Origin of the sequence: Streptomyces luteoverticillatus, from assembly GCF_003970715.1 — a bacterium.
In the GTDB taxonomy this organism is placed as follows: Bacteria; Actinomycetota; Actinomycetes; order Streptomycetales; family Streptomycetaceae; genus Streptomyces; species Streptomyces abikoensis.
In genome coordinates, this window is sequence record NZ_CP034587.1 from 542,839 (window position 1) to 559,795 (window position 16,957).

The window sequence follows — 16,957 nt, forward strand, 5'->3', positions numbered from 1 at the left end:
GAGGTGTGAGAGGTCCTGGGGAACACGCCGCGGCGGGCGGCCCGGAGGCCGCCCGCCGAGGTCGTGCGTCAGGCGCCGGTGACCGCCCCCAGCCAGTCCTCCATGATCGCGGCCGTGGCGGCGGAGTCCTCCCGGACCATCGAGAGGTGGTCGGCGTCGACCATGCGGACGTGCGCCGACGGGATCAGCGGCTCCTGCGCCGCGCCGGCCGCCCCGCCCGTGCCGAGCGCCTCGGACTCCGTGCCCAGCAGCTGCCGGTCGCACTGGATCATCAGGACGGGCGCGGTGGTCGGCCGCACCTCCAGCCGGTTGAGCAGGACCATCCAGCGGCCCATCGCCGAAAGCCGGGAGTTCGTCATCCGCACCGGGGACGCGTCGCGGCCCGCGAAGTTGAGCCGCATCATGCCCGCGTAGTCGACGCCCTCGTCGCTGTTGTGCTGGATGCTGAGGGTGTCCAGCAGGACCACGGCCTCCGGCCGGATGCCCCAGGTGCTCTCCAGCAGCCCGGCGGCCGCGTAGGCGAACGAGCCACCGGAGGAGTGGCCGACGAGGACGAACGGGGCGCCGTCGCTCGCGCGCAGCGCGCTCTCCGCGATCACCCGCGTGGCACTCTCGGGCGTCGCGGGCAGCCGCTCACCGGTGGCGAAACCGATCAGCGGCAGCGCCGACACGTCCCGCCGGCCCCGGAAGTGCGCGGCGAGCCGCGCGTACTGGTGGACGCCGCCGTTGGCGGTGGGCGCGCTCACACAGATCAGCTTCGGCCCGTCCGGGCCCTCGGCGAGGGTCGCCGGCAGCGGCAGGTCCTCCAGCTCGGCCGTCGCCTCGAACGTCGGGCGCAGCGCCGCGACGGTGGCCAGCATCTTCTGCGCCTCCGGCATCTTGCCGTTGGTCATCGCGTCGAGGAACAGCCGCTCCAGCGAGTCGATCTCCGGCTCGCCGGACGGGATCCGCAGCCCCTCCCCCTCCGGGGTGCCGTCCGGGCCGGGCTGCGAGGCGAGCTCGCTGCGCAGCCAGGCGGCCAGGTCGGCGGGCGTCTTGCTGTCGAAGACGAGCGTCGCGGGCAGCCGCAGCCCGGTGGCGGAGCTGAGCCGGTTGCGGAGCTCGACGGAGGTCAGGGAGTCGAAGCCCAGCTCGTAGAAGTCGCGCCGCTCGCCGATCTCCTCGACGGAGGCGTGGCCGAGGACGGCCGCCGCCTCGGTGCGGACGAGGTCGACGACGTGCCGCACGCGGTCGGCCTCCGCCATCTCCAGCAGCCGCCGGGTGAACGAGGCGGGCGTGCCGGAGCCGCCCGAGGCGGTCGCGGCGGCCCGCCGGCCGCCCTTGACCAGGCCCCGGAACAGCGGCGGGACGTCGCCCACGGGCCGCATGCTCCCGGCGGCCAGCCCCAGCGGCACCACGAGCGGCTCGTCGGAACCGAGGGACGAGAAGAACAGGTGGAGGCCCTGTTCGACCGTCAGGGGCGGCATGCCGCCGCTCTGCATCCGCTGGACGTCGGCCTCGCTGAGCTTGCTGGTCATACCGGCGTCCTGGGCCCACGGGCCCCACGCCAGCGACATCCCGGCGAGGCCCTGGTCCCGGCGGTGCCGGGCGAGCAGGTCCAGGAAGACGTTGGCGGCGGCGTAGTTGCCCTGGCCGGGGCTGCCCATGGTGCCCGCGACGGACGAGAACGTGATGAACGCGGCGAGGTCGAGGCCCTTGGTGAGCTCGTGGAGGTGCCACGCGGCGTCGACCTTCGGGCGCAGGACGCCCGAGAGCCGGTCCGGGGTCAGCGAGGTGATCACACCGTCGTCGAGGACACCGGCCGTGTGGATCACGGCGGCCAGCGGCCGGGCGGCCGGGACCGCCGCGAGCAGCTCGCGGGCCGCGTCACGGTCCGCCGTGTCGCAGGCCACGACGGTGGGCTCCGCGCCCAGCGCCCGCAGCTCCTCGGCCAGTTCCGCCGCGCCGGGCGCGGCCGGGCCGCGCCGGCTGGTCAGCAGCAGGTGCCGGACGCCCGAGGCGGCGAGCCGCCGGGCGAGGTGCCCGCCCAGGGCGCCCGTACCACCGGTGATCAGCACGGTCCCGTCGGCGGGCCAGGGCACCTGGGCGGAGGCCGGGGTCGTGTCCACAGTGGCAGCGGTGGCGGGCAGCTGGGCCAGGCGGCCCACCCTCACCTCGCCGCCGCGCACGACGAACTGGGCGTCCCCGCTGGCCAGCAGGCCCGGCAGGACCGGGAGCAGCGAGGCCGGGTCGGCGCCGGCGTCCAGGTCGAGAAGGACGAACCGGTCGGGGTGCTCCGCGTGCGCCGAGCGCACCAGGCCCCAGACCGTACCGGCGGCCAGGTCCGTGACGCCGTCGTCCGCACCGGCGGAAACGGCACCACGGGTGACGAAGACGAGCCGGGAGGCGGCGTACCGGTCGTCGGCCAGCCACTGCTGGAGGAGCTGGAGGACACGGCCGGTCAGGGCGTGGACGGTGGTGGGGACATCAGTGGCGCCATCGGTGGTGCCCGAGAGGTGGACGAGGACCAGGTCCTCGCCGCCCTCGACGCCCGCCAGGGACACGGTCCCGTCGGCGCCCGTGCCGAGCGTCACCGACCGCACGCTGCGGTCGGCGCGCACCTCGGGCGCCGGGACCCAGTCCACCCGGAACAGCGGATCGCGTCCCCGGGCAGCGGAAACCTCCGCCGAAGGAGCGCTCAGCGTCAGGGATTCCGCTGACAGAACGGGCGCGCCATCGGCGTCGACCGCCGCGAGGGACACGGTGTCCTCACCGGTGCGGGCGATCCGGGCGCGCAGCACGGAGGCGCCGGCGGCGTGCAGGGACACCCCGCTCCAGGCGGCGGCCTGCGGGATGACGTCCTCGTCGCCGGTGCCCGCGAACCCGGCGGCGTGGGTGACCGCGTCGAGCAGCGCCGGGTGCAGCCCGAAGTACCGGGCGTCGTCGGCGGCGTCACCGGGCAGCCCGGCCTCGGCGAACACCTCGTCACCGCGGACCCAGACCGCCCGCAGGCCCTGGAAGGCCGGGCCGTAGTGCGTGGCGTCGTAGAAGCCGTCCAGGTCGACGGCGGTGGCGCCGGTGGGCGGCCAGGTGGAGGCGTCGAAGTGCGCGACCCGCTCGCCGGCGGCGAGGACACCGGTGGCGTGCTCGGTCCACGGCTGGTCGAGCGCGTCCTCGGGCCGGGAGTGGACCCGCACCGGGCGGGCCCCCACGGCGTCCGGCGCGCCGATCCACACCTGGAGCGCCAGCGCGGAGGCGTCGGTGAGCGCGAGCGGCGCGGTCACGGTCAGCGTCTCGACCCGGTCGCAGCCGACCTGGTCGCCCGCGCGCACCGCGATCTCCACGAACCCGGCGGCGGGCATGACGGCCGCCCCGCCCACCGTGTGGTCGGTGAGCCAGCCGTGCACCAGCAGCGAGAGCCGGCTCGTGAACAGCACTCCACCGGCTTCCGCGAGCGACACGGCGGCACCGAGGAGGGGGTGGTCCGCAGGGACCAGACCCGCCGACGTCACATCACCGCTGAGCGCGGCGGGGCGAGGCCAGAAACGCTCGTGCTGGAAGGCGTAGGTGGGCACGTCGACCTGACGGGCGGACGTACCGGCGAACCAGGCCGTCCAGTCGACCTCGACGCCCGACACGTGGAGCTGGGCGAGGGCGGTGAGGAGAGCGGCCTCCTCGGGGCGGTCCTTGCGGAGGGCCGGGACGGAGAGCAGGTCCTGGTCGGGGTCGAGGGTGTGCTGGGCGAGGGCGGTCAGGACACCGTCGGGGCCGAGCTCGAGGAAGGCGGTAGCACCTGCCTCGGCCAACGCTCGGACGCCGTCGGCGAAACGGACGGCGTCGCGGACGTGGCGCACCCAGTACTCGGGGGTGGTGACGGCTTCGGCCTCAGCAAGCTCACCTGTCACGTTCGAGACCAGCGGGATCGCAGGCGCCTGGAAGGACAGGCCCTCGATGGCCCGACGGAAGTCGTCCAGCATCGGGTCCATGAGCGGCGAGTGGAACGCATGGCTCACCGACAACCGCTGAGTCTTACGACCCTCAGCAGCCAGGCCCTCGGCGATCCGCAGAACCGCCGGCTCCTCACCCGCGATGACGACGGCGTCGGGGCCATTGACAGCGGCGATCGAGACACCAGCGACGAGACGAGGCACCACCTCGTCCTCGGACGCCTGCACAGCCACCATCGCACCACCGGAAGGCAGCGCGTTCATCAACCGAGCACGCGCCGCGACGAGGGAACACGCATCCTCAAGCGAGAACACACCCGCCACATGCGCGGCAGCGATCTCACCGATCGAATGCCCCGCGACGAAATCCGGACGCACTCCCCACGACTCGACCAGCCTGTACAGCGCCACCTCAAGCGCGAAGAGCGCAGGCTGAGCAAAACCCGTACCGTTCAACGCCTCCGCGTCATCGCCGAACATCACCTCCCGCAGCGGACGCTCCAGCTCCGCGTCCAGCAGGGCCGCCGCCGCGTCGAAGGACTCCGCGAACACCGGGAAGCGGGCGTACAACTCCCGGCCCATCCCGAGCCGCTGCGAGCCCTGGCCCGAGAACAGCACGGCCAGCGACCGGTCCACGGCGACCCCACGAGCCACCTCGGCCCCTGCCAGCAGCACCGCACGGTGGTCGAAGACCGACCGCCCCGTCGCCAGCGAGAAGCCCACATCAACAGGCTCAGCCGTCACAGAGGCCAGACGCTCCTCCTGCTCCGCCAGCGCGCTCTCGGACTTCGCCGACACCACCCACGGCACCAGCCCACCCGACGACGAAGACGAGGAAACACCGGCCTCAGCGCCAACAGCCTCAGGCGCCTGCTCCACGATCACATGCGCGTTCGTGCCGCTGATGCCGAACGACGACACACCCGCACGCCACGCACGCCCCACCTCCGGCCACGACCGCGACTCCGTCAACAACTCCACCGCACCCGCCGACCAGTCGACGTGCGACGACGGCTCGTCGAGGTGGAGGGTCCTGGGCAGGACGCCGTGGCGCAGTGCCAGCACGGTCTTGATGACGCCGGCGACGCCCGACGCCGCCTGGGCGTGGCCGATGTTGGACTTGAGCGAGCCGAGCAGCAGCGGCCGTTCGGCCGGGCGGTCCTGGCCGTAGGTGGCGAGGAGGGCCTGGGCCTCGATGGGGTCGCCGAGCGGGGTGCCCGTGCCGTGGCCCTCGACCGCGTCGACGTCCGCCGCCTTCAGCCCGGCGTTGGCCAGGGCCTGGCGGATGACGCGCTGCTGGGACGGCCCGTTGGGGGCGGTGATGCCGTTGGACGCGCCGTCCTGGTTGACGGCCGAGCCCCGGACGACCGCCAGCACCGGGTGGCCGTTGCGGCGCGCGTCGCTCAGCCGCTCCAGGACGAGCATGCCGACGCCCTCGGACCAGGCGGTGCCGTCGGCGGCGTCGGAGTAGGCCTTGCAACGGCCGTCGGGGGCCAGGCCGCCCTGGACGGTGAAGCCGGCGAAGCTCGCCGGGGTCGTCATCACGGTGACACCGCCGGCCAGGGCCAGCGAGCACTCGCCGTCGCGCAGGGCCTGCGCGGCCCAGTGGAGGGCCACCAGCGAGGACGAGCACGCGGTGTCGAGCGTGGCGGCCGGGCCCTCCAGGCCGAAGGTGTAGGAGATCCGGCCGGAGATGACGCTGCTGGCGAGGCCGGTGCCGGTGTGGCCGGCGACGTCCTCGCGGGAGTTGAGCACCAGTTGGGCGTAGTCCAGGCCGTTCGTGCCGACGTAGACGCCGGTCCGGCTGCCCTGCAGGCTCTCGGGGGCGATGCCGGCCCGTTCGAACGCCTCCCAGGACGTCTCCAGCAGCAGCCGCTGCTGCGGGTCCATCGCCAGGGCCTCGCGCGGCGAGATCCCGAAGAACCCGGCGTCGAAGCCGGCGACGCCGTCGAGGAAGCCGCCTTCCAGCGTGGCGCTGCGGCCGCGGCCGCCGGGGCCGCCGGTGCGGAGGGTCTCCAGGTCCCAGCCGCGGTCGGCGGGGAAGGGGCTGATGCCGTCGCGTCCTTCGGAGACCAGGCTCCACAGGTCTTCGGGCGAGGTCACGCCGCCGGGCAGGCGGCAGGCCATGCCCACGATCGCGATCGGATCGTCGGCGAGCGAGTACGTCTCCGGCAGGCCGCCGTCGGCGGTACCGGGCTCGTCCCCGGTTCCGTCGGACAGCTCGGCAAGCTCGGACAGCTCGGCGAGGAGGTGCTCGGCGAGTGCCGTGGACGTGGGGTAGTCGAAGACGGTGGTGGCCGACAGGTGGAGGCCCGTGGCCAGGTTGAGCCGGTTGGGCAGCTCGATCGCGGTCAGCGAGTCGAAGCCGAGGTCGCGGAACTTCCGGTCGGGTTCGACGGCCGCCGCGTCGGCGTGGCCGAGGACGGCCGCCACGTGCGTACGGACCATGGCGACCAGCGGTGCGAGCCGCTCGTTCGCGGCCAGTCGCCGCAGCCGCTGCCGCAGGGCGGAGCCGGCCGTCTCGCTGTCCTCACGGGAGACGGTGGTCTCCGTACGGGCGGTGCGGATGCCCGGCAGGTCCCTGAGCAGGGCGCTGTCCCGTACGCCGAGAAGGGTGTCCAGGACGCGCGGCTGCTGGAGGTCGAGGAGGACGAGGCCGGGCTCGGGACGGGTGACGGCCTGCCGTACGGCGGCGATCGCCAGGTCCGGGTGGACAGCGGGGTACGGCTGCTGGGGGTTCGCGAGCGGCTGTCCGTCGTCCGACGGTTCGTCACCGATCCAGGCGCCCCACGCCAGGGACGTCGCGGCGAGGCCCTCGGCGCGGCGCCGGACGGCCAAGGCGTCGAGGACCGCGTTGGCGGCGGCCAGGGTGGCGCGGCCCGCGCTGCCGACGGCGCCCGCGACGGACGAGAACAGCACGAATGCCGCGAGGTCGTGGTCGCGCGTCAGCTCGTCCAGGTGGAGAGCGGCGGTGACCTTCGCGCGGTGCACGGCGGCGAACCGTTCGGGGGTGAGGTCGGCCAGCACGCCGTCGTCGACGACACCGGCCGCGTGCACCACGGCGGTCAGCGGCGCGTCCTCGGGGACGGCGGCGAGCACGGCCGCGAGCGCGTCGCGGTCGGCCGCGTCGCAGGCGGCGACGGTGACCCTCGCCCCCAGCTCGCGCAGCTCCGCCGCGAGTCCGGCGGCGCCGGGCGCCTCCTCGCCCCGGCGGCTGACGAGCAGGAGGTGGTGGGCGCCCGCCTCGGCGAGCCGACGGGCGATCCGCCCGCCCCGGCCACCGGTACCGCCGGTGATCAGCACGGTGCCCTTGGGCTCCCAGCCGTCGTTCGGCGCGCCCTCGGGGGCCTGCGCGAGCCGGCGGCCGTACACGGCGGAGGAGCGCACCGCGACCTGGTCCTCGCCGTCGGAGCCGGCCAGGACGCCCGCGAGGCGCTGGGCGGTCCGGGTGTCGAGGTCCTCCGGCAGGTCGACGAGGCCGCCCCACTCCGCCGGGTACTCCAGCGCCGCCACTCGGCCCAGGCCCCAGACGCCCGCCTGCTGCGGGGCAGTGAGCCTGTCCGAGCGGCCGATGGAGACGGCGCCGCGCGTCACGCACCACAGCGGTGCCGTGACGTCCGCGTCGCGCAGGGCCTGGAGGAGGACGGCGGTCGAGGCGACCGCGCCTCCGCTCTCACCGACGGCCTCCGTGAACGGCGCGAGCAGGGAGACCACGCCCGCGAAGGCCGTACCGGCGGCGGCCAGTTCACGCAGCCGTTCCGCCAGGGCCTCGCGGTCGGGGGCGCCGGCGGTGAGGTCGACGTCGAGGCGGATCGTGTCGGTTCCGACGGCCTCGGTCACGGTCGTCGTCCACGCGTCGTCGGCGGGGGCGAGGGCCGTGCGGGCCGGGGCGACGACGAGCCAGGTGCCCGCCGGGCGACGGCCGGGCGCGCCGCCGGACAGCGGCTTCCACGCCTCACGGAAGCGCACGGCGTCCAGCATGGCCTGGCCGCGCCGGTTGCGGCGCCAGGTGGACAGGGCGGGCAGGACGGCGCCGAGGGCCTCGGCGCTGACGTCGAGGTCGGCGGCGAGGCCGTCGACGTCGAGGTCCTCGCCCTCGACGACGGCCCAGAACCGCTGGTCGACCGGGTCACCGGCGGCGGCCGCCGGGCCGGCCGCCCCCGGCCGGGGCCAGAAGCGCCGGCCCTGGAAGGCGTACGTGGGCAGTTCGGCCCGCCGGGTGGCCGTGCCGTCGAACAGCGCGGCCCACTCGACGCCGACGCCCGCCGCGTACAGTTCGGCCAGCGCGGTGACGAGCGTGGTCTCCTCGGGGCGGCCCTTGCGCAAAGCGGGCACCGCCACGGGGGTCTGTGCCCCGGCCCGCTCCGGCAGGCTGCGGTGGGTCAGGGCGGCGAGGACGCCGTCCGGGCCGAGCTCCAGGAACGCGGTGGCGCCCTCGTCGGCCAGCGCCCGTACGCCGTCGGCGAAGCGGACGGTCTCGCGGACGTGACTCACCCAGTAGTCCGCCGAGCGCGGCAGGCCGGGCGCGGCCACGGCGCCCGTGACGTTGGAGATCAGGGGGATGCGGGGTTCGCTGAACGTCAGGCCGTCGATGGCCTGGTGGAAGTCCTCCAGCATCGGGTCCATGAGCGGCGAGTGGAAGGCGTGGCTGACGGAGAGCCGCTGGGTCTTGCGGCCCTCGGCGGCCAGGCCCTCGGCGATCCGCAGGACGGCCGCTTCCTCACCCGCGATGACGACGGCGTCGGGACCGTTGACGGCGGCGATGGACACACCGGCGGTCAGCAGGGCCTCGACCTCGTCCTCGGACGCCTGGACGGCGACCATCGCACCACCGGAAGGCAGCGCGTTCATCAACCGAGCACGAGCCGCGACAAGGGAACACGCATCCTCAAGGGAGAGGACACCGGCGACGTGCGCCGCCGTGATCTCACCGATCGAATGCCCCGCGACGAAGTCCGGTCGCACTCCCCACGACTCGATCAGCCGGAACAGGGCCACTTCGAGGGCGAAAAGCGCGGGCTGAGTGAAGCCCGTCGAGTTCAGCGTGTCGGCGTCGTCGCCGAACATGACATCCCGCAGCCCGTCGAAGCGGGCCGTCACCGCGTCCAGCGCCTCCGCGAAGACCGGGAAACGGGCGTACAGCTCGCGACCCATCCCCAGACGCTGCGAGCCCTGGCCGGAGAAGACCACGGCCAGCGACCCGCCCGAGGCGGTGGTGCCGCGCGCGATCTCACGAGCCTCGTCACCGTCCGCCAGCAGCACCGCGCGGTGGTCGAAGGACGACCGCCCGGCCGCCAGCGTGAAGCCGACCTCGGCGGGCGTCAGCTCCGGTCGCTCGGCCACCCAGGCGCGCAGCCGCTCCAGCTGGGCGTCCAGCGCGTCGGCCGACTTGGCCGAGACGGGCCACGGAACGGCCGTCATCGCGACGGGCCGGGCCTCCCCCTCGCCCGCATCAGGCTCCGGCTCCGGCTCGGGGGCCTGCTCCAGGATCGTGTGCGCGTTGGTGCCACTGATGCCGAACGCCGACACGGCCGCCCGGCGGGGCCGGCCCGTCTCGGGCCAGGCCCGCTCCTCCGTGAGCAGCCGGACGTCACCGGCCGTCCAGTCGACGTGCGAGGAGGGCGTGCCGATGTGGAGGGACTTCGGGAGGGTCCCGTGGCGCATGGCCATGACCATCTTGATGACGCCCGCGACACCGGCGGCCGACTGGGTGTGGCCGATGTTGGACTTCACCGAGCCCAGCAGCAGCGGCTGGCCTTCGGCGCGGCCCTGGCCGTAGGTGGCCAGCACGGCCTGGGCCTCGATCGGGTCGCCCAGCGTGGTGCCCGTGCCGTGCGCCTCGACGGCGTCGACGTCGGCCGTCGAGAGTCCGGCGCTCGCGAGGGCCTGGCGGATGACGCGCTGCTGGGAGGGGCCGTTGGGGGCGGTCAGGCCGTTGGAGGCGCCGTCCTGGTTGATGGCGGAGCCGCGCAGGACGGCCAGCACCTCGTGGCCGTTGCGGCGGGCGTCGGAGAGCCGCTCGACGACGAGCATGCCGACGCCCTCGGACCAGCCGGTGCCGTCGGCCTCGTCCGAGAAGGCCTTGCAGCGGCCGTCCGCGGCGAGGCCGCCCTGGCGGGTGAAGCCCGGGAAGCCGACGGAGGTGGACATGATGGTGACACCGCCGGCCAGCGCCAGCGTGCACTCGCCCGAGCGCAGCGCCTGCGCGGCCCAGTGCAGGGCCACCAGCGAGGACGAGCACGCGGTGTCGAGGGTGACGGCCGGGCCCTCGAGGCCGAAGGTGTACGAGACGCGCCCGGAGACGACGCTCGCGGCGAGGCCGGTGCTGGTGTGGCCCTCGACGTCCTCGTCGGAGTTCATCACGAGCATCGTGTAGTCCTGGCCGCCGGTGCCGACGAAGACGCCGGTCCGGCTGCCGCGCAGCGAGGTGGGGTCGATCCCGGCGCGTTCGATGGCCTCCCAGGAGGTCTGGAGGAGGAGCCGCTGCTGCGGGTCCATGGCGAGGGCCTCGCGCGGGGAGATCCCGAAGAAGTCGGCGTCGAAGTCGGCGATGCCGTGGAGGAAGCCGCCGCGCGAGGTGGCACTGCGGCCCCGGCCGCCGTCCCGGTCGTCGCCGCCCAGCAGGGTGTCGAGGTCCCAGTCGCGGTCGGTGGGGAAGTCGGAGATGCCCTCGCGGCCCTCGGCGACGAGCCGCCAGAGGTCCTCCGGCGAGTTCACGCCGCCCGGCAGCCGGCAGGCCATGCCGACGATGACGATCGGGTCGTCGGCGGCGTCGACGGCCGCCGCGCCGGTGCGCGCGGGCGTGTCGGCGTTGTCGTGCTCGTCCAGCAGCAGGGCCAGCAGGTGTTCGCCGAGCGCGGTGGGGGTGGGGTAGTCGAAGACCAGGGTCGCGGAGAGGCGCAGGCCGGTGGCGGTGCTGAGCCGGTTGCGGAGCTCGACGGCGGTCAGCGAGTCGAAGCCCAGGTCGTGGAACTCGCGCCGGTCGTCGACGGCCTTGGCGGAGGCGTGGCCGAGGACGGCGGCCGCCTCGGCCCGGACGAGGTCCACGACGAAGCGAAGGCGCTCGTCCTCGCGCAGCTCCCCCAGCCGTCGGGTGAGCACGGCGGCCGTGCCCGCACCGGCGGCGGTGGTCGCGGCGGCGCGCCGGGTGGTCTTGACGAGGCCGCGCAGGACGGGCGGGACCGGTCCGGCCACCCGGACGGGGCCGGAGACGGCGCCGATGGCGACGAGGTGGGCGGCGTCGCAGATCCCGGCGGCGTCGAACAGCGCCAGGCCCTGCTCGACGGTCAGGGGCGGCACGCCGGACGAGGCGATGCGCTGCATGTCGGCCTCGGACAGGGTGCCCGTCATGCCGGTCGACTGCGTCCACGCGCCCCACGACAGGGACTGGGCGGCGAGGCCCAGGGCCGTACGGTGCCGGGCGAGGGTGTCGAGGAAGACGTTGCCGGCGGCGTAGTTGCCCTGGCCGGCGGCGCCGGTGACACCGGCGATCGACGAGAAGAGGACGAAGGCGGCGAGGTCGAGGTCCTTGGTGAGCTCGTGCAGGTGCCAGGCCGCGTCGACCTTCGGGGTCATGACGGAGGCGAGCCGCTCCGGGGTCAGCCAGGCGACGACGCCGTCGTCGAGGAGGCCCGCCGTGTGGATCACCGCGGTCAGCGGACGCTCGGCGGGGATCGCGGTCAGCACGGCGGCGAGCGCGTCGCGGTCGGCCACGTCGCAGGCGGCGACGGTGACGTGGGCGCCCCCGGCGGTCAGCTCGTCGCGGAGCTCCGCCGCGCCCGGGGCCTCCGGGCCGCTCCGGCTGACCAGCAGCAGGTGTTTCACACCGCGTTCGGCGACGAGGTGGCGGGCCAGTTCACCGCCGAGACCGCCGGTGCCGCCGGTGATGAGGACGGTGCCGTCGGGGTTCCAGGCGCGGGGCATGGTGAGGACGATCTTGCCGATGTGGCGGGCCTGGCTCATGTGGCGGAAAGCCTCGCGCGCCCGGCGGACGTCCCAGGTGGCGACGGGCAGCGGCCGCAGCGCGCCCCCGGCGAACAGCCCGAGCAGCTCGGTCAGCATCTCCCGGATCCGGTCCGGGCCGGCCTCGGCGAGGTCGAAGGCCCGGTACCGTGCTTCGGCTCCGTCGATCCCGGTCACGGAGCGGGGGTCGCGGATGTCGGTCTTGCCCATCTCCAGGAAGTGGCCGCCGGGGGCCACGAGGCGGAGGGAGGCGTCCACGAACTCGCCGGCCAGCGCGTTGAGGACGACGTCGACGCCGCGTCCGCCCGTGGTCTCCAGGAAACGCCGCTCGAAGTCGGTGGTCCGGGAGGAGGCGATGTGGTCGTCGGGGACGCCCAGTTCGCGGAGGGTGTCCCACTTGCCCTCACTGGCGGTGGCGAACACCTCGGCGCCCAGGTGCCGGGCCAGCTGGATCGCTGCCATGCCGACGCCGCCGGCGCCCGCGTGGATCAGGATCGACTGCCCGGCCCGCAGCCCGGCCAGGTCCTTCAGGGCGTAGAGGGCGGTGAGGAACACCAGCGGCACCGACGCCGCCTCCGCCGCCGTCCACTCCTCCGGCACCCGCGCCAGGAACCGCTCGTCGACGACGGCCAGGGTGCCGAAGCCGCCGGGCACCATGCCCATGACCCGGTCGCCGACGCGCACGCCGGTCACCTCGGGCCCGGCCTCGACGACAACACCGGCCGCCTCTGCGCCCAGCAGCCCGGCCTCACCGGGGTACATGCCCAGGGCGTTCAGCACGTCGCGGAAGTTCACACCGGCGGCCTGGACCTCGACCCGGACCTGTCCGGGCGCGAGGGGTGCCAGCGTCTCGGGGCACGGAATGAGGAGCAGCCCGTCCAGGCTGCCCTTGGCGGCCGTGTCCAGCCGCCACGGCACCCCGGCGGGCGGCAGCAGCCCGGCGGCCGCGCTCAGGTGGGCGAGCCGTCCCACGCGGACGAGGCCGTCGCGTACGAGGAACTGGGCGTCGTCCGTGGCGAGCAGGGCCGGCAGGGTGGGCAGGAGCAAGGCGAGGTCGGCGGACTCGTCGAGGTCGAGGAGGACGAGCCGCCCGGGGTGCTCCGACTGCGCCGAGCGCACCAGACCCCACACGGCACTCGCGGCGACATCCGCCACGGCCTCGCCCTCGTCGGCCGACATGGCGTTGCGGGTGACGAAGACGAGACGGGAGCGCTCGGAATGGCGCTGGGTGAGCCAGTCGTGGAGCAGGTGGAGGGTATGGGTCGTCAGGGCGTGGGCGGCGGCGGGGACGTCGTCGTCGCCATCGGTGCCGGAAAGGTGGACGAGGACCAGGTCCTCGTCGCCCTCGAGGTCCGCCAGGGTGGCGACGGTCGCGCCGACGCCCAGGGCGTCGGTGCCCAGCGACACGGCCTTGACCTGCCCGGTCGCGTCCACGTCCGGGGCGGGGATCCAGTCGAGCGACAGGAGCGCGTCGTGCTCGGCGCTGCGCGCGGCGGCGGCAGGGGACACGGCGGACGACCGGGCGCGGAAGGCCAGCGTCTCCACCGACAGCACCGGGGCGCCCTCGACGTCGACGGCCGCGATGGACACCGACTCGTCACCGGTCTTCGCCACCCGGGCCCGCACCACGGACGCCCCGCCGGCGTGCAGGGACACACCGCTCCAGCCGAAGGGCATCAGCAGGTGGTGCTCGTCACCCACCCCGGCGAAGCCGTGGGCGTGCAGCACCGCGTCCAGCAGGGCCGGGTGAAGCCCGAAGGCACCGGCGTCCCCGGCGGCGTCGGCGGGCAACGCGGCCTCGACGAACACCTCGCCCTCGCGCAGCCACACCGACCGCAGCCCCTGGAAGACGGGCCCGTACTCGGTCCGCCCGTAGAACTCCTCGAGGTCGACGACCACCGCGTTCTGCGGCGGCCAGACCGTCGCGTCGAAGGCGGCGACCCGCTCGCCCGTCGTCAGCGCGCCCGTGGCGTGCTCGGTCCACGGCAGGCCGGGGGCGTCGTCCGGACGGGAGTGGACGGTCACGGTACGGTCGCCGGCCTCGTCGGGCGCGCCGACCAGCACCTGGATCAGGACCGCGCCCTCCTCGGGCAGCACCAGCGGCGCGAGGAGCGTGAACTCCTCCACCCGGTCGCACCCCACCTGGTCCCCGGCGCGCAGGGCCAGCTCCAGGAACCCGGTGCCGGGGAACAAGGCGTTGTCACCCAGCACGTGATCTGACAGCCACGGGTGCGTGCGCAGCGACAGCTTGCCGGTGAACAGCACCTCCTCGGAGTCCGCGAGGGCGAGCGTGGCGCCAAGCAGGGGGTGCCCGGCGGGCATCAGCCCGGCACCGCTGACATCACCGGTGAGGGCGGCGGGGCGGGGCCAGAAACGCTCGTGCTGGAAGGCGTAGGTGGGCACGTCGACCTGACGGGCGGACGTACCGGCGAACCAGGCCGCCCAGTCGACCTCGACGCCCGACACGTGGAGCTGGGCGAGGGCGGTGAGGAGAGCGGTCTCTTCCGGGCGGTCCTTGCGGAGGGCCGGGACGGAGAGCAGGTCCTGGTCGGGGTCGAGGGTGTGCTGGGCGAGGGCGGTCAGGACACCCTCGGGACCGAGCTCGAGGAAGGCGGTAGCACCTGCGGCGGCAAGGGAACGGACGCCGTCGGCGAAGCGGACGGCCTCACGGACATGCCGCACCCAGTACTCGGGGGTGGTGACGAGCTCGGCCGAGGCGAGCTCACCCGTCACATTCGAGATCAGGGGAATGGCCGGGGCCTGGTAGGACAGGCCCTCGATGGCCCGACGGAAATCGTCCAGCATCGGATCCATCAACGGCGAGTGGAAGGCGTGACTCACCGACAACCGCTGGGTCTTGCGGCCTTCGGCAGCGAAACCCGATGCGGTGGCCAGAGCCGCGTCCTCGTCACCGGCGATGACGACAGCCGTCGGGCCGTTGACGGCCGCGATGGACACGCCCTCGACCAGCCGCCCCACGACCTCGTCCTCGGATGCCTGGACGGCGACCATCGCACCACCGGAAGGCAGCGCGTTCATCAACCGAGCACGGGCTGCGACGAGGGAACACGCATCCTCAAGGGAGAACACACCCGCGACATGCGCGGCAGCGATCTCACCGATCGAATGCCCGGCCACGAAGTCCGGCCGCACTCCCCACGACTCGACCAGCCTGTACAGCGCCACCTCGATCGCGAAAAGCGCGGGCTGAGCGAAACCCGTACCGTTCAGCGCATCAGCATCGTCACCGAACATGACGTCCCGCAGCCCGTCGAAACGAGCCGCGATCCCGTCCAGCGCCTCCGCGAACACCGGGAACCGGGCATACAACTCCCGCCCCATCCCCAGCCGCTGCGACCCCTGCCCCGAGAACAGGAACGCCGGCTTTCTCTCGACATCCCCGGTCACACCGCGCGCGATCTCAAGGGCCTCGCCGGCGCCCGCCAGGAGCACGGCGCGGTGGGCGAGGTGGGAACGGCCGGTGGCCAGCGAGTAGCCGATGTCCGCCGGGGAGTCCGTGCCCACCAGGGCCATGATCCGCTCCAGTTGCGCCGCCAGGGCGGCCTCGGTCTTCCCGGACGCCGGCCAGGGCACGACGGCCGGCGACGGTACCTCGGGGGCCGGGGCCGGCTCTTCGGCGGGCTCGTCCGCCGGGGCCTGCTCGACGATGACGTGCGCGTTCGTGCCGCTGATGCCGAACGACGACACGCCCGCGCGCCACGGCCGGTCCACCTCCGGCCACGCCCGGGCGTCCGTCAGCAGTTCCACCGCGCCCGCCGACCAGTCGACGTGGGTGGAGGGCTGGTCGACGTGCAGCGTCTTCGGCAGGACGCCGTGCCGCATCGCCATGACCATCTTGATGATCCCGGCGACACCGGCGGCGGCCTGCGTGTGACCGATATTGGACTTCACCGACCCCAGCCACAACGGCCGGTCCGCGTCCCGCTCGCGCCCGTACGTGGCCAGGAGCGCCTGCGCCTCGATCGGGTCGCCCAGCGTCGTACCCGTACCGTGCGCCTCCACCGCGTCCACGTCGGCGGCGCTCAGACCCGCGCTCGCCAGCGCCTGGCGGATCACCCGCTGCTGCGACGGGCCGTTCGGCGCCGTCAGGCCGCTCGACGCGCCGTCCTGGTTCACCGCGGACCCGCGTATCACGCCCAGGATCCGGTGCCCGTTGCGCCGGGCGTCCGACAGCCGCTCCAGGACGAGCACGCCGACGCCCTCCGACCAGCCCGTGCCGTCGGCGCCGTCCGCGAACGCCTTGCAGCGGCCGTCCGCCGCCAGACCGCCCTGGCGGCTGAAGCCCGCGAAGCCCATCGGCGTCGACAGGACCGTCACACCACCGGCGAGCGCCAGCGAGCACTCCTCGTTGCGCAGCGCGTGGCTGGCTAGGTGGAGGGCGACGAGCGACGACGAGCACGCCGTGTCGACCGTCACCGCCGGGCCCTCAAGCCCGAAGGTGTACGAGACGCGCCCGGAGAGGACGCTGCCGGCGAGGCTGGTGCCGCCGTGGCCCTCCACGTCCTCCTGGGAGTTCATCACGACGCCCGCGTAGTCGACGCCGTTGGTGCCGACGAAGACGCCCGTCTTGCTGCCCTGGAGGGAGGCCGGGGCGATGCCCGCGCGCTCGATCGCCTCCCAGGACGCCTCCAGCAACAGCCGCTGCTGCGGGTCCATCGTCACGGCCTCGCGCGGCGATATGCCGAAGAAGTCGGCGTCGAAGCCGGCCGCGTCGACGAAGCCGCCCTCGGTGGTGACGCTGCTGCCGTCACCGCCGTTACCGCCGTCGCCCGTCAGGGCCTCGAGGTTCCACCCACGGTCGGTCGGGAAGGGCGTGATGCCGTCACGTCCCTCGTGCAGCATCCGCCAGAGATCCTCCGGGGACCGCACCCCGCCCGGCAGCCGGCAGGACATGCCCACGATGGCGATGGGCTCCTGCTTTCCGGCCTCGACTTCCAGCAGCCGTTGGCGGGTCTGGTGCAGATCCGCCGTGACCCACTTGAGGTAGTCAACGAGCTTGCTGTCGTTCGACATTGCGTGGAACCTTCCGTGTGAAGAATGAGGCCGGG

Annotated in this window: 1 protein-coding gene; it reads right to left on the reverse strand. The window is 74.2% G+C overall.

Annotation, left to right across the window (positions count from 1 at the left end; translation table 11 throughout):
- Window positions 1-68: 68 nt before the first annotated feature.
- Window positions 69-16,922 (reverse strand): type I polyketide synthase, encoded by a 16,854-nt coding sequence (locus EKH77_RS02255; RefSeq protein WP_126912756.1) that lies wholly within the window; start codon window positions 16,920-16,922, stop codon window positions 69-71.
- Window positions 16,923-16,957 lie beyond the last annotated feature (35 nt).

Bases quoted from the DNA above. Each gene is read 5' to 3' on its own strand.
- EKH77_RS02255 (WP_126912756.1), bottom strand. From the start codon at position 16,922: ATGTCGAACGACAGCAAGCTCGTTGACTACCTCAAGTGGGTCACGGCG.